The 14,741-nt window shown below is 64.2% G+C and carries 12 protein-coding genes and 1 pseudogene; 2 read left to right on the forward strand and 11 right to left on the reverse strand.

Annotated elements, in window-relative coordinates; all coding sequences use genetic code 11:
• Window positions 1-13: 13 nt before the first annotated feature.
• The 5 genes from BVU99_RS16500 to BVU99_RS16520 form a co-directional block, all read right to left on the reverse strand.
• Window positions 14-1,318: a c-type cytochrome gene (locus BVU99_RS16500; RefSeq protein ID WP_043143228.1), complete on the reverse strand. Its 1,305-nt coding sequence runs from the start codon at window positions 1,316-1,318 to the stop codon at window positions 14-16.
• Between the two features lie 11 nt (window positions 1,319-1,329).
• On the reverse strand, window positions 1,330-1,788 hold the full coding sequence (locus BVU99_RS16505; RefSeq protein ID WP_043143229.1) for a (2Fe-2S)-binding protein: 459 nt from the start codon (window positions 1,786-1,788) through the stop codon (window positions 1,330-1,332).
• Complete coding sequence (locus BVU99_RS16510; protein WP_025302751.1) at window positions 1,788-4,010, reverse strand: molybdopterin cofactor-binding domain-containing protein; 2,223 nt, start codon at window positions 4,008-4,010, stop codon at window positions 1,788-1,790. Before BVU99_RS16510 ends, BVU99_RS16505 begins: the two co-directional genes overlap by 1 nt.
• Window positions 4,011-4,210: 200 nt before the next feature.
• Window positions 4,211-5,035 carry a M55 family metallopeptidase gene (locus BVU99_RS16515; protein WP_043143230.1) on the reverse strand — a complete coding sequence of 275 codons (825 nt, stop codon included), beginning with the start codon at window positions 5,033-5,035 and terminating at the stop codon, window positions 4,211-4,213.
• 16 nt (window positions 5,036-5,051) lie between these two features.
• The gene (locus tag BVU99_RS16520) at window positions 5,052-6,107 is read right to left on the reverse strand and encodes a P1 family peptidase (protein WP_025302749.1); all 1,056 of its coding nucleotides are present in this window, start codon (window positions 6,105-6,107) and stop codon (window positions 5,052-5,054) included.
• A gap of 103 nt (window positions 6,108-6,210) precedes the next feature.
• Here BVU99_RS16520 and BVU99_RS25325 point away from each other — a divergent pair.
• Window positions 6,211-6,416, forward strand: a pseudogene (locus BVU99_RS25325) (monooxygenase); the annotation flags it as partial.
• Window positions 6,417-6,485: 69 nt separating this feature from the next.
• Here BVU99_RS25325 and BVU99_RS16530 read toward each other — a convergent pair.
• Together BVU99_RS16530 and BVU99_RS16535 are read right to left on the reverse strand one after the other, a co-directional pair.
• Window positions 6,486-6,752 (reverse strand): hypothetical protein, encoded by a 267-nt coding sequence (locus BVU99_RS16530; RefSeq protein WP_043143311.1) that lies wholly within the window; start codon window positions 6,750-6,752, stop codon window positions 6,486-6,488.
• A gap of 291 nt (window positions 6,753-7,043) precedes the next feature.
• Window positions 7,044-7,787 carry a sulfite exporter TauE/SafE family protein gene (locus tag BVU99_RS16535; protein ID WP_099816817.1) on the reverse strand — a complete coding sequence of 248 codons (744 nt, stop codon included), beginning with the start codon at window positions 7,785-7,787 and terminating at the stop codon, window positions 7,044-7,046.
• Window positions 7,788-7,894: 107 nt separating this feature from the next.
• On the opposite strand from BVU99_RS16535, the gene BVU99_RS16540 reads away from it, so the two are divergent.
• On the forward strand, window positions 7,895-8,776 hold the full coding sequence (locus BVU99_RS16540; RefSeq protein ID WP_099816816.1) for a LysR substrate-binding domain-containing protein: 882 nt from the start codon (window positions 7,895-7,897) through the stop codon (window positions 8,774-8,776).
• A gap of 6 nt (window positions 8,777-8,782) precedes the next feature.
• On the opposite strand, the gene BVU99_RS16545 is transcribed toward BVU99_RS16540, so the two are convergent.
• The 4 genes from BVU99_RS16545 to BVU99_RS16560 all read right to left on the reverse strand — a co-directional run bounded on the left by BVU99_RS16545 (window position 8,783) and on the right by BVU99_RS16560 (window position 14,571).
• Window positions 8,783-12,352, reverse strand: a complete 3,570-nt coding sequence (locus BVU99_RS16545) for a molybdopterin cofactor-binding domain-containing protein (RefSeq protein ID WP_060447209.1) — start codon at window positions 12,350-12,352, stop codon at window positions 8,783-8,785.
• The gene (locus BVU99_RS16550) at window positions 12,345-12,887 is read right to left on the reverse strand and encodes a (2Fe-2S)-binding protein (RefSeq protein ID WP_025302744.1); all 543 of its coding nucleotides are present in this window, start codon (window positions 12,885-12,887) and stop codon (window positions 12,345-12,347) included. Before BVU99_RS16550 ends, BVU99_RS16545 begins: the two co-directional genes overlap by 8 nt.
• An 85-nt stretch (window positions 12,888-12,972) precedes the next feature.
• Window positions 12,973-13,446 carry a MarR family winged helix-turn-helix transcriptional regulator gene (locus tag BVU99_RS16555; RefSeq protein ID WP_043143235.1) on the reverse strand — a complete coding sequence of 158 codons (474 nt, stop codon included), beginning with the start codon at window positions 13,444-13,446 and terminating at the stop codon, window positions 12,973-12,975.
• A gap of 66 nt (window positions 13,447-13,512) precedes the next feature.
• Window positions 13,513-14,571: a 2,5-dihydroxypyridine 5,6-dioxygenase gene (locus tag BVU99_RS16560; RefSeq protein WP_025302742.1), complete on the reverse strand. Its 1,059-nt coding sequence runs from the start codon at window positions 14,569-14,571 to the stop codon at window positions 13,513-13,515.
• Between the last annotated feature and the right edge of the window lie 170 nt (window positions 14,572-14,741).

Here is a 14,741-nt window from a genome sequence, read left to right on the forward strand (position 1 = left end):
CTCGCCGCTTTCTTTACTGCTTGCGCTGCTCCGCCACCTGTTTGGCGGTGACCTTGCCCTGCTTGTCGCCGAAATGGCCGACCACGAAGTTGGCGACCGCCGCCACTTCCTCGTCGGAATAGGCGCTGCCGAACGACGGCATCATCTCATGCCGCTCGCCGACGCTGATGCTCGTCCCCTTCAGGATAGCCTGCACCACGCTGCGCCCCTGCGGATCGTTCACCGCCGTGCTGCCCACCAGCGACGCGTACTCGCTCTGGCGGCCCGGCCCGTTCCACTGGTGGCAGCCGCTGCAGTCGTTGGCGAACATCCGCCGCCCGAGCGAGCTGTCTTGCCCGCCCGGCAGGATCGGGGTGGAAGCCCCCGCGCCCTTCGGCTGCAAGTTCACCGCTGCCGCGCTGTCGCCGGCGATGGGTTCGATGTCGCGCAGGTATTTCACCAGCGCCAGATTATCTTCCGGCGTCAGGAACTGCAGGCTGTTTTCCACCGCTTCCGCCATCGGGCCGGCGGCGCTGCTGCGCCCCGGCGCATGGCCGGTGGCCAGATATTGCGACAGTTGCTGGTCGCTCCAGCCGCCGATGCCGGTCTGTTTGTCCGGCGTGATGTTGGCGGCGAACCAGCCCTGCACCACTTCACCGCTCAGGTGCTTGCTCTGGTTAAGACCAAACCCCAGATTGCGCGGCGTATGGCACTCGCCGCAGTGGCCGAGCGCCGTCGCCAGATAGGCACCGCGATTCCACTGTTCATCCTTGTTGAGATCCGGCGCGAAACGCTGCTCCTGGAAGAACGCCAGGTTCCAGAATTTCATGCCCCAACGCTGGTTGAACGGGAACGACAGCTCGTTTTGCGGGTTGGCCTGTTTCACCGGCGGCAGACTGAACAGATAATCCTTGATCGCCAGCACGTCATCGCGGCTCAGTTCGGTGTACGAGGTATAAGGCATCGCCGGATACAGGTTGCCCTGTGGGCCGATGCCCTCACGCACCGCGCGCACGAACTGATCGTCGCTCCAGTTGCCGATGCCGGTTTCCTTGTCGGCGGTGATGTTGGTGCCGTAAATGGTGCCGAACGGCAACTTGAAGGCGAAGCCGCCTGCATAAGGCGCGCCGCCCGGCGCGGTGTGGCACGCCACGCAGTCGGCGGCACGCGCCAGGTACTCGCCGCGCGCCAGTTTGTCGGTGATGCCGGCCGGCGCCCCGGCGATCGGCGCCGCAGGCTCAGCGCCGGTGGGCCGCAGCAGCGTATACAGCGCGTATCCTCCCGCCAACACCACCACGGCGATAATCAGCCATAACAGCCCTTTCAAGGCATTGCTCATCGCATCTCTCCCTAACCCAACGCCTTGGCGGCCTGGTGGATGGCGGCGCGAATGCGCACATAGGTGGCGCAACGGCAAACGTTGCCGCCCATCGCCGCGTCGATGTCCGCATCGCTCGGGTTCTTGCTTTGCGCCAGCAGCGCGCTGGCGCTCATGATCTGGCCGGACTGGCAGTAACCGCACTGCACCACGTCCAGATCAAGCCAGGCTTCCTGCACCGCCTTGCCTTCCGGCGTGGCGCCCACGGCTTCGATGGTGGTGATTTTTTTGCCGACGGCGGCGGAGACCGGCATCATGCATGAACGCACCGGCACGCCGTCCAGATGCACGGTACAGGCGCCGCACATGGCGATGCCGCAGCCGAATTTGGTGCCGGTCAGGCCGGCTTCGTCACGCAAGAACCACAGCAGCGGCATGTGCGGATCGCCCTCGAAGGTCAGCGGCTGCTCGTTTACGGTTAATTGAATCATCAGGTTCTCTCCTTGTCAGACGCCGGATTCGCAGTGGGATTATGCAGCGGCAGGCTCAGCGAGGTGCGCGGCCGCCCGAGCAGCGCCAGCGCGTTGCCGACTGCCGGGGCAATGGTCGGCACCCCCAGCTCGCCCACGCCGGTCGGTTTCTCGGTCGAGGGCACAATGATCACCTCGATCTCCGGCATCTCATCGATGCGCAACGGGCGGAAGTTATTGAAGTTGGACTGTTCGACCACGCCGTCTTTCAGCGTGATATTGCCGTACAGCGCCAGGCTCAGGCCGTAACCGATGCCGCCCTCGATCTGCGCGCGGATCACGTCGGGGTTCACCGCCACGCCGCAATCCACCGCGCACCACACTTTATGCACTTTCGGGATGCCGCCTTCGCCGATCGACACCTCGGCCACCTGCGCCACATAGGTGTCGAACGCCTTGGCGACGCCCACGCCGCGCGCGCGTCCGTCTACCACTTTAGCGCCCTGCCAGTCAGCGGCTTTCGCTACCGCCCGCAGCACGCCCGCCGCGCGCGGCGCATCGCCCATCAGCGCCAGCCGCCCTTCGACCGGATCCTGGCCGGTTTCCTGCAACAGCTGATCGATAAAGCTCTCCACCGCGTGGCCGGTGTGGGTGCTGGCGACCGACCGCAGCGAGGTGGTCGGCACCTTGCCGGGCACGATATGCGCATCGCAGCGGAAGGCTTCGAAGGTGTATGAGACCTCGCTGGCGCCTTCGACCATCATCTGATCGAGGCCGTTGACCACCAGCGCATCCATCGCGCTGTGGCGCGTCCAGGAGTGACCGACCACGGTATCGGTCCAGCCCACCACCTTGCCGCCCCGAATGGCGCCGCGCAGGCGGTGCAGGATCATCGGGCGATACCAGCCGTTGCGGATGTCGTCCTCGCGCGTCCACACCACCTTCACGCCGTGGCCGGGGCCGATGCCTTTGGCCGCCGCCGCCATGTCGGCCGCCAGATCCGGCCCCAGCGTCGGGTTGCCTAAATCGATGCGCCGGCCGAAGCTGCCGCCCGCCAGAATGGTTTCAATCTGTACCTTGTCCGGCGGCAACTCGAACAGATCGCACAGCTGCTTGTGGTCGAGCGTTTGGATTTGGCAGCCGTAGCGCGCCTTGACGCTCTCGCCGTCCCAGAACAGATAGCCGTCCAGCGGCTCCATCGGCGCGTGCGCGACGTACGGGAAGGTGTATTCGGCCTCGATCACCTTGTCGGCCTTGTCGAACACCTCGTCCGGCTTGCCAAGACTCTTCGCCACCACGCCGGTTTTCTGCGCCACCTGGCGGAACTCGGCGTAGATTTCCTCGGTGTTGCGTCGCTCCGCCTGCGCGTCGTCCCAGGTGACCCGCAGCCGGTCCCGCCCCTGGATCGCCGCCCAGGTATTGTTGGCGTAAACCGCCACGCCGGTGGCAACCTGTTTCACCGCCACCACGCCCGGTACCGCCAGCGCGCGTTCGGCGTCAAACGTCGCCACCTTGCCGCCGAAACGCGGCGGTTTTTTGATGGTGACGGTCAACATGCCCGGCTCGTGGATATCCTGCGAGAACTGCGCGCTGCCGTTGGTTTTCGCCAGCGAATCGACGCGGTGCAAACCGCGCGTTTTGCCGATCAGGGTGAAATTGGCCGGATCCTTCAGCGTCAGGCTGGCGGGATCCGGCGGCGGCAGCGTGGCGGCCAGCGCGGCGAATTCGCCGAAGCCCGCTTCGCGCCCGCTGGCGGCATGGTGGATCTTGCCTGCCTGCACGGTGATTTCCTGCGCCGAGGTTTTCCAGCTCTGCGCGGCGGCCTGCACCAACAGCGCGCGCGCCATGGCGCCCATGCGCCGCATTTGCTCATAGGCATTGGCCACCGAGCTGGAACCGCCGGTGCCCTGGAATCCGAAGGCCAGGTTTTTGTAGATATTGGTGTCCACCGGCGCGGCCACGACCCGCACCTGTGCCCAGTCGGCATCGAGCTCTTCGGCGACCAGCGTCGCCATGCCGGTATAGACCCCCTGGCCCACTTCGGTGTGTTTACTGATGACGGTGACGACGCCGTCGGCGCCGATCTGAACGAAGGCGTTGGCGTCTAACGCCGCCGCGCCGGAGGCGATCGGGGCAGCCGAACGCGCCAGCGCGCCGGTGGACGGCAGATAGGCGCCGATCACCAACGCCCCGGCGCCGACGATAAACCGCCGCCGCGAAAGCGGAACTTGGGATATGCTCATTGCTCATGACTCCAAAAAAACCGAAGGCGTCACTGCCTTCGGCGAAACAAATCTTGTTATGGGAATGGCTTGTTGCGCCCGTCAGGTGATATAGCGCAACAGAGCAATAATTAGCGTAGCCTATTATCCAGTAGACTTAATGTTGAAGAGGGTTTTTCTATTGGAGAATCGTGCGGTGCGGGCAGGCACCCGCACCGGGGTCAACTCTGCGTCGTCGCCAGATAGGAGAAGACGCTGAGCAGGTTGATTTGCGCCGCCATGTTGTCGCTGTCGAAGGCCACGGTCAGCGCGTCCTGGCGCTCCACGCCAGGCACCAGGCTGAACAGATCCGCCAGCACCGGTTTGGCCGCCATCAGCGTCAGCCGGTAAGGTGGCATAAAACGGCGCTCCACCGGCAGTCTGGCGCCCTGGCGCACCTGTTGCATCGCCCGCTCGCGGATCTCCGCCCGCGCCCGCTGTGGGCTGAGCGATTCGGCGGCGGTTTGCGAGAGGGCGCGTTTTACGCAAACATAGCCAGATTGCGGATAACGTTCAGCGATCCAACGTTGCAGCTCGTCGTCACCGCTCACCAACCACAGCGGCACGTTCAACTCCGCCGCCATCGCCGCATACAGATCGCTTTCGCCTACCACCTCGCCGTTCAGGCTGACGCGATAAAAGGCCCGGCCGTTGATGGTATGCGCCAGCACGCCGCGTTCGCCGGCGGCGCTGTGATAACCGATAAACATCAGGCCGTCGTAACGTTGATGCTGCAGCCCTTCCACCATCGACAGCCCGCGCGGCTTGCCCTGCACCAGGCGCGCCCGCGCATCGATGCGATCGGCGCGCAGATTCTGCATCATGGCGTGGCTGTCGGCCACCGTCACCTCGGTGGCGCCGCCGGCAAAAGCGCCGTCGATGGCGGCGTTGACCTCCTGCTCCATCAGCTCGCGCGCCACCGCATAGTCAGCATGGGCCGGGTTGCACTGCTCCGGCCGCATCACGCCGGCAATACCCTCGATATCCGCAGAGATAAAGACTTTCACATCACACTCCCGTTATTCAATTTGCCGCCAGCCGATCGAGCAGCGGGCCCAACGCCATACGCGCGTGCTGCTGGAAACCGCTGACGCCCTCGGCGCTCAGCAACGCATCCAATACTGCGTATTCGGTGGCATCCGCGGCAGCCGCAAACAGCGGCTCCAGCCGTTCGTCCGGCAGCGTGGCCCCCAGCAACCGGGTGGAGAACGCCAGCGCGATGTCGCCGGAGCCGTGCCCCCAATGGCTGCCCACCCGCCCCAGACCCGCGCCCGCTCGGCGGGCGATACGGTTCAGTTGCCGGCTGTCCAGCGCCCGATCGCAGGCGATGATGATAATGACCGAACCGGCGTCCACCTGCGGCGGTGGGTCCGCCAGCAGCTTGCCCAGCGCCGGGCCGACGCGCACGCCGCTCAGCGTCAACGAGTCGAGGGTACCGAAGTTGGCCAGCACCAGCACGCCGAGCGTGGTGCCAAGCCCCGGGCAATAACGCGAGGCGGTGCCGATGCCGCCCTTCAGGCCGAAGCTGCTCATGCCGCGCCCGGCGCCGACGCTGCCGCGCGCAAAGCGGGTGGAATGGTTATCCAGCGCGCTGAAGACGTGCTCCTCACGCACCGCCATCGCCTGAATATCGTTGAGGTAGCCGTCGTTGCACTCCAGCACCAGCGGGTTGATGGTGGCGCTGCCGCGGCCGATCTGCGGGTAGCGCAAGCAGCTGCGCCGCACCATGGCGTTGAACAGCGTGCCGACGGCGAAGGTGTTGCTCAGCAGGATCGGCGTTTGCAACTCCCCCAGCTCATTCAATTGCACCAATCCCAGCGGCTTGGCGAAGCCATTGAGCACCGCGCTGCCGCACGGCAACGGTTGGTTGAACAGATCGCCCGGCGGCACGATGGCGGTGACGCCGGTCTGGCATTCGCCGTCGGCCAAGGTGTGATGCCCGACGCTGACGCCCGGCACGTCACACAGGCTGTCTGTCGGCCCGGCCGGATAGCGCGCGCCCGGCAGGCGGCGATGGCGCCGCCAATAGCTCAGCAGATTGTCGAGGCTTTGTTGTTCAAACACCTGGCTGTCAATCATGGTTCCCTCATCCGCCGTTAGCCCATCAGAAAACCAGAATATCGCGCAATGCGCCGCGCCGTAAATTGAAAGCGGAAGCGGGCAGCAAAAATCGCCTTGCCCCATCGCCGTTCAGACCCACTCGCAGGGCATCGAAGACACCCTGCTGCGTTATCAAGATCTGGTGCTGAAGGCACGCAAACGCTGCGACGTGGCGCACGGCAAAGACATGGCTATCACCCACGGCGGGTATGAAGACTGAAGAGCGAAATCGGCAAACGCATTCTCGCCGGCATGTGGGAGACCATTTTGGGCGGCCCGCAGGCCTGAGCCTTATTGGGTTTTTAGCGGGCAATCGGATAGTATAAAAAAATGAATGATTCAAAACTGGATTATGGCTCAATTGAATAAATAAACCATGACCATAACAATGACGCAAACAGAGCAAAACAATAAATCACCGGAAAAATTTCTCAATGAGTCCAAATAGTCATTGCTGTTCTTATTTAGTTGGTTAATGGCATCATTTTCGTTCTCAGCTTCTACTTCAATATGATGCTTTCTGAACCCTTTCTGCTTCATATCTTTAATTATTTCTCGTGTAACCACTTCCTTTCTCTGCACCCTTGATTCATCGCTCTTTATAAAAACAACATATTTATTCATCATATACCCCATAAAAGCACAGAATTTTACTTCTGTGCTGGGATTGCAGCTGTTAATTAGCGTTTGGTTCTGGATTCTCTGGCCTCTCTCGGTCCAGTGCCATTGCCGCCATAACCATTGCCTGTAGAACTGCCATTCCCCAGAAACCACTGGCGCAGGAACCGCTGTCATAAGGGCTATTTTTTGACAAGAATGACTGAAGGTGTATTCTCACTGCTGAAAATAATTATATTGGAATAAAATCCAGAATAATATACCGAACCTAATTACACGCAGATGCTATCGATTCAATTAATTGAATCGCCAAATAATCTCAATGCCCAAGATTAATAACCCAATAAAGAAGAGGCGGCGGAACAGCTGCGGGCGACAATGACGACGCACCCTCTCCCCCAACCACATGCCGGCAAGCGCCGGCAACAACGCCAACAGCGAACCGCCGAGCAGCGTAGCGGGCAGCGCCTGATGCCAGGCTAATCCGGCGGCCAGCGCCAGCGTCGAGACGGTGAACGACAGCCCCAGCGCCTGCACCAGATCGTCACGCGCCAGGCCCAATGCGTTCAGATAGGGCACCGCCGGTATGACGAATACGCCGGTGGCGCCGGTCAGCACGCCGGTCACCAGGCCGCACAGCGGCCCCAGCCAAGGCTCTGCCGTGGCGGAAACGCGCCAGTCGAAACGGGTGAATCCCAACAGCGCATAGCCGATCAGGCAAACGCCCAGCGCCAGCGGCGCCAGGCGGCCATCGGTTGCGGTGAGCGCGCCGGCGCTCAATAACGTGCCCAGCATGACGCACAGCATCATCGGACAGAGCCGCCGGCACAGCGCCCCCAACCGTGGCCCGCACAGCAACTGCCACAGGTTGGTGATCAGCGAGGGCAACAGCAGCAGCGCGGCGGCCTGCCCCGGCGGCATCATCAGGCTGAGCAACCCCATCGACACCGTCGGCAACCCCAGACCGATCGCCCCTTTGACCGTGCCGGCCAGCGTAAAAATGCCCGTCAGGGCGATAATCTCGAGTAACGTCAGCGACATGCGTCTATCCTTATGGCGAATCAACGGCTCGATTGTGGCCAGCGCCGCGCCGCAGCACAATGCGGCAATGGCAGAGCCTGCCTGCGGCAAAGACAGAGGAAGAACGCATGCATTTTGACTTTATCGATCTGCGGCTGTTGGTGGCGGTGCTCGAAACCGGCAGCATCACCGCCGGCGCCGAGCGCGTCGGGCTGTCGCTGGCCGCCGCCAGCGCCCGCATGCGCGGGCTGGAACAACAGGCCGGCGTGGCACTGTTGACGCGCAATCCGCGCGGCGTCCAGGCGACGCCCGCCGGTGAGCGCCTGTTGCAACACGCGCGCGTGCTGCTGCAACAGCGCGACCGGCTGCGGGGTGATATGGCCGAGTTCGCGCCGGGCCAGCGCAGCCAGCTGCGCATCGTCGCCAATACCGTCGCCGCCGACGCTTTTTTGCCGGAGCTGTTGGCGGATTTTCTGGTGCTGCACCCGCACACCGACATCGCGCTGGAGGAGCTGCCCAGCCCGGCCATCGCGCTGGCGATCGCCGAACGGGCGGCGGATATCGGCATCGTGGCGGACCACGCCGATCTGCGTGGGCTGGCAAGCTACCCTTTTCGCCAGGATCGTCTGGTGCTGGCGCTGCCGCCGGGGCATGCGCTCAGCGGCCGCCGCACGCTCAGCTTTGCGGACGCCCTGCCTTTTGATTTCATCGGCCTGCCGGAAGAGAGTGCGCTGCAACAGCATCTGGAACAGCTGGCGATACGCAGCGGCGGCCCGATGCGGCTGCGGGCGCGTGCGGCTAATTTCGACGCCATCTGCCGCATGGTGCTGCGCGGCGCCGGGCTGGCGGTGGTGCCGGAAGAGAGCGCCCAACGCCATCCGGAGATCCGACACGGCGCCCTGCCGCTGACGGACGAGTGGGCAACCCGGCGTCTGTCAATCGCGGTACGTGACCTGGCGCAGCTGCCGCTGCCGGCGCAGCGGCTGGTAGCGTTCCTGCGCCATGCCTGAGGCGGCTCAGTGCGTGCCAGGCTCTGCGCGCAACCGCGCCACCTGAGCCTCCACGTCGCGCCAGGCCGGTTTGTCGCCGGCATAGCGTTGGCGCAGATAATTCACCAGCGCCGTCACCTGCCGATCGGAAAAGCTGTCCTTAAAGCCCGGCATAAAGCCCAATTCGGCGGTGGCCGGCTTGGGGATCCCTTGCAGGATCACCTTGATCAGGTTATCGGGGCGATCGCTGAAGATATTGGTGTTATTGGCCAGATCCGGGCTGACGCCGAACAGCTGCGGCCCGCCGGCGGCGGCGCTGTGGCAGGCCTGGCAAGCGCCCTGGAACAACCGCTCGCCCGCCAGTTGACCCGCAGGCAACGCGCGGGCCGCCAACTGCGCCTGCGGTTCCACATTCAGCGTCGCCTTGGCGCTCAGCGACATCACATAGTTGGCCATCGCCCGCAGATCGCTCTGCGGCAACGTCGCCAGTTCGCTGACCACCGGCCCCATCGGCCCGGCCGCCACGCCGTGCTCGGCGGAATGCCCGGTGCGGAAGTACTGAAACAGCTGCTCCTCAGTCCAGGGCTTGTCCGCATTGGCCAATTGATTCAGCGCCGGCGCTTCCCACCCGTCCACCATCCCTCCCGCCAGGAAGGCCGCGCCGCCCTTTTCCGCCCCCAGCAGATTACGCGGCGAATGGCAGGCGGCGCAGTGGCCAAGGCCGTTGACCAGATAGGCGCCGCGGTTCCACTGCGCGCTTTGCTGCGGATCGGGTTGATATTCCCCCTGGCGCAGGAATAGCGCGTTCCAGCCCGCCATCAGCGGCCGCAGGTTAAACGGGAAGCGCATCTGATTGGCCGGATTGCTCTGGCGCACCGCCGGTTGCGACATCAGATAAGCGTACAGCGCCTGCATGTCGCCGTCGGTCATTTTACTGAAGGCGGTGTAAGGAAATGCCGGATAGAGGTGGCGGCCGTCGCGGGCGATGCCCTGACGCATCGCCCGATCGAATGCGGTAAACGACCAGTTGCCGATGCCGGTTGCCACGTCCGGGGTAATGTTGGTGCTGTAGAGCGTGCCGAACGGCGTCGCCATCGCCAACCCACCGGCGTTGGTCGCCCCTTCCGACGCGGTATGGCAAACCGCGCAGTCTCCGGCGGCGGCCAACTGACGGCCGCGCTCCAGCGTGGCGGCCGACCAGGTGCCGGCGCCAGGCGTCGCCACCGGCGCGATCTCCGTCCGCCATGGCAAGGCGCTGCCGGCGATGCCCAGCACCGCGCCGAACAGCCCCGCCGCGCCGCCGAACCACCATTTACCGCGTTTCTTTTTCTTGGGAGGCGCGTCCTGCCGCTCGGCATCCGGCCCGTTCAGGGCCTCACGCAGCTTGTCCGAGGTGATCGGCAGCTCGCGAAAACGAATGCCGGTGGCGTCGAACACCGCGTTGGCGATGGCCGCCGCGCTGGGCACCGACGCCGACTCCCCGGCGCCCAGCGGCGGATCGTAAGGGCGCGGCATCATCACCACGTCCACCTCCGGCACCTCCGGGAAGGTCAGGATCGGGTAAGCCCCCCACTCTTTGGCGGAGACCGTCGATTCCTCAAAGGTCACGCGCTCTTTCAACACCCGGCTGGTCGATTGCAACACGTTGCCATGGATTTGGTGACGCACGCCGTCCGGGTTAACCATCATGCCCGCGTCGTGGCCGACCACGATGCGCGTTACCGCCACTTCGCCGCTGGCTTTGTCGATCGCCACGTCAGCCACCCAGGCGGCCCAGGCCGCGCCAAAGCCGGGAAACTTGCTGTGGATGTAACGGGCATAAGCAAAGCCGCGCCCGCGCAGCACGCCGTCTTCCGCCGGGGTCTGCATCGGTTCGGTATGCGGCGTCCAGCCGGCGCGTTCTGCGGTGCTGCGCATCAGTTCACTGGCGCGTTCATCATGGATGTAGCGCAGCCGATACTCCAGTGGATCGACGCCGGCGGCGTGGGCCAGCTCATCGATATAAGACTCGTGGGCGAAGGTGTTGGGCAAGGCGGAAACGCCGCGCATCCAGGAGGCGCGCACGATCGGCGCCATGTCCTCGATGCTGACGCGCAGCGACGGATATTCGTATGGCGGCACCGAGGTGCGGTCGCCCATTTCATAGGCCACCGGCAGCGGTTCGACGCGGCCGGTCAGCAACAGCGCCAGCGTCGGCGCGCCGTTGGAAGGATAATAGGTGCGAAAATCGTAGGCGACCGGGTGCCCGGCGGCGTCCAGCCCGCCGTCCACCTCCATCAGTTGCGCCGTGCCCTTCGGTTCCCACACATGCTCTTGCTCGCGGGTCAGCTGCACCCGCACCGGTCGGCCCACCGCCCGCGACAGCAGCGCCGCGTCGGCGCAGACGTCATCGGCGCAATTGCGGCCATAGCAGCCGGCCGCCTCCATGCGAACGATCTCGATCTGCGCTTCCGGGTATTCCAGCAGCCAGGCCAGATCGGCGCGCAGCAGGTGCGGATTCTGGCTGCCTGACCAGACCTGCAGGCGCTCCGGCCGATAGTCCGCCAGCGCGCAGGAAGGGCCTATCGAGGCATGCAGCTGATACGGCCACAGGTAGCTGCGGGTGAAGCGCCTGTCGGCCGCCGCCAGCGCCGCGTCCACATCGCCGGTATCGTGCACCACCCGGGTCGAGTGCGGATTGTCGCGCAGCGCCTGCGCCACGTCGGTCATCTGCGGCAAATTGCGGCGCCAGTCTTTCCAACTGACCTGCAGCGCCTGTGCCGCCTTGATCGCCTGCTCTTCGCGCTCGGCGACGATGCCGATGAAATCGCCGATCACCACCAGTTTGACGATGCCGGGAATATGCGCGATCGAGGTTTCGTCCACCGCCAGCAGGCTGGTGCCGACAAATTCGCCGCTGTCGTAGCCGGCATAGGGCGGCCGCACCACCCGGCCGTGCAGCATGTTCGGCAGGCGCATATCGTGTACGTAGGTGGTTTCGCCGGTCGCCTTGGCCGGAATATCGACGCGCGCGGTGCTGGTGCCCACCAGGCGATACTCCGCCTGCGGTTTCAGCGGCGCGTCGCCGGAAATCGACAGCTCGACATGACCGCCGGCCACCAGCTCGGCGTAGCTGAGCGCCTGCCCCTGCGGGCTGCGGATCACGCCCTCCTCCAGCGTCAGCTGTTCCACCGGCGCATCGAAGCGCTGCGCCGCCTGGCGCAACAGCCAACGGCGCGCTTCGGCGGCGGCGTTGCGCAGCGGCACGGCGGAGATCTGCAGCGTGGCGCTGGCGATGGTGGCGCCCTGATTCGGCGCGCGCTCGGTATCGCCCAACACCATTTGCACCTGATCCATGCGCAGGTACAGCTCTTCGGCGACGATCTGCCCGAGCGCGGTGCGCACGCCGGTGCCAAGATCGACATGGCCGTTAAAGGCATAGATTTCGCCGCTGCCGCACAGGGCGATAAACAGCCCCTGCTCTTTGGGCTTCAGCACCGGCGTTTGCCCTTTGGGCACCAGTCCCGGCGGCGGTTGCACGCTGTCGACGATCAGCAGCACGCCGTCGCGCTGCAGCAAGTCGGCCTGGCTCGGCGATGGGACACGGGAATCAGTCATGGGCGTGGGCGTCCTCATCGCGGCAGAGAATGATGGCGCGCTGAACCGCACGCAGGATTTCGAGATGGGTGCCGCAGCGGCACAGGTTGCCGGACAGCGCCTGACGGATCTCCGCCTCGCTCGGGGCGGGATTACGATCCAACAGGGCTTTGGTGGTCATGATCATGCCATTGAGACAGTAGCCGCATTGCGCCGCCTGCTCTTCGATAAAGGCACGCTGCACCGGGTGCGGGCGCTGGCGATCGCCAAGGCCTTCCAGGGTCACGATCGCCCGGCCGGACACGCCGAGCGCCGGGATCACGCAGGAGCGCGCCGCCACGCCGTCGATCAACACGGTACACGCACCGCATTCGCCCAGGCCGCAGCCGTACTTCGGGCCGTTGAGCGCCAGATCGTTGCGCAGTACCAGCAAGAGCGGCGTATCCGCCATCACCTGCGCATGAAGCTGTTCGCCGTTCACCGACAGCATCAGCGGATGCTCCGTCAGCGTGGTTTTCGCGCCATCCCTGAGCGATTGCACTTCAGATATCGCCATTGTTCGCGTCTCCGCCTGCACGTGATGATCTTATGGGCTGGCCTCTCGCCACCGACCACCAGGCAACCGACGTTGCGCGGGCGAATCAGCCGGTGGGCGGATCTTCCAGCATTTTATTCAGCAGGAATATCAGCGCTATCCGTTCGGCCGGGTTCAGCGTACCGAACGTCAGTTCTGTGATTTTCGCCGCCTGCGGCACCGTTTCCGCCAGCAGCGCGCCGCCGGCGTCGGTGAGGCCGACCACCACCTTGCGCCGATCGATCGGATCCGGCGTTACCGTGATCAGATCGCGCGCCTTCAGCCGTTCGACGATGCCGCGGATGGTGGCCTGATCCACCGCCGTCACCTGCACCAGCTCGGTCAGCGAGCTCGGCCCCATATCGCGCACCGCGCACAGGGTGATGAACTGCACCGCCGTCAGCTGCGAATCGCCGACGTTTTGCTGGAAAATCGCCACGTGGCGCTGATAAACCTTGCGCAGCAGGTGCCCGACTTGCTCGGTAAAATGATAATTTTCAGGTTGGCCGCTCACGGCTGACGGGTATTCGGGGGGCGTCATTGCGTTACTCTCACCATCTATGGAATCCACGAGAATAGTACAAACCCCCGCCGTTGGCAGCAACGATTACGCCCGGCGCACGCGCGACGCTTCCGGCGCCACCACTTCCCCGTCCGCCACCACCGTTTGCCCGTCGAGGCGAATGTCGCAGCGGCGCAGTGCGATATCCATATGGCAAGGCGTTTTGCGCGTGCCGCCCACTTCGGTGTTCGGCCCGGTGGAGAACAGGAAGTTGCCGTAGAACGCGCGCGCGTCCATGCACATGCCGTCGTTCTTGTCGTGCAGACCCATCGCCGTCCACTGGGCGCGCGGCTGCAGACCCCAGCCGATGTGCGAGATGCCGTACACCTCCGGATCGTCGAAGTATTTCATGTATTCGCGCAGGTATTCCGCCTCGAAGCCGCCGTGAATGCGAGTAACGAACCCTTGTTCGATCTCCAGCGTGATGCGTTCACGCGCATAGCTTTTGAACGGCAGCAAGATATCGCCGACCTCCAGCACCAGCACCCCTTCCGCCTGCTCCTCATTCGGCCAGGTGAACAGGAAACCGCTCGGCCAGTGATCCCAGCGCCCCGGTTCATCGGCATAGCCGTACTCGGTCACCGTCGGGTATTGCCCCAGCGGCGCGCGGAAATCGCTGCCGGCGGCGGAGGTCACCTGCATCAGCTTCGCCTGCTCCAGCACGGCGGCGGCGGCCAGCACCCGCGCCTTGTCCTCCGCGTTGGGCAACATGCGCGCCAGCACCTCCGGCGGCTCCACCGCCAGCAGGATGCGGGTGCCAGTTTTCAGGATCTGTTCCTGCTCCGGCGAATGCAGCAGCATCATGGTATCGACGATCAGGTCGGCGGCCTCCAGCGCACGCTGCGCCGCCAGATTGCCGGTCAGCGCGGTATCGCCGCAATAGGCGGTCATGTCGTTGCCCATCGCTCGCGGATGGTTGAACGCCGGCAGTTCGACGGCATACACCTTGGCGCCCAGCCGCAGCGCTGCGTCGGTCGCGGCGCGCACCGTGCGCGCATCGGAATAATGGCTTTTCAAAATCGCCACGCTCTGCGAAGCATCAACCTTCGACAGCGTAAGCACCTGCTCGAACAGCTGTACCAACTGGGTTTCATTGACCGCCATGGCCTGTCTCCTGTCTCGTCAAGGGTGACCGACGCCCGCAAGGCGGCGGTGATTTTTCAAACAATTTAAAGTGAACACACTCATTTCATCTAAGTCAAAAAAGCAAAGGAAAGCAAGCTGCGAATATCCACCATAAGAAAGTCCTATTTCATCCCGCATCAATCCTGTGA

The sequence above is a fragment of the Serratia sp. OLAL2 genome (assembly GCF_002752475.1).
In the GTDB taxonomy this organism is placed as follows: domain Bacteria; phylum Pseudomonadota; class Gammaproteobacteria; order Enterobacterales; family Enterobacteriaceae; genus Serratia; species Serratia bockelmannii.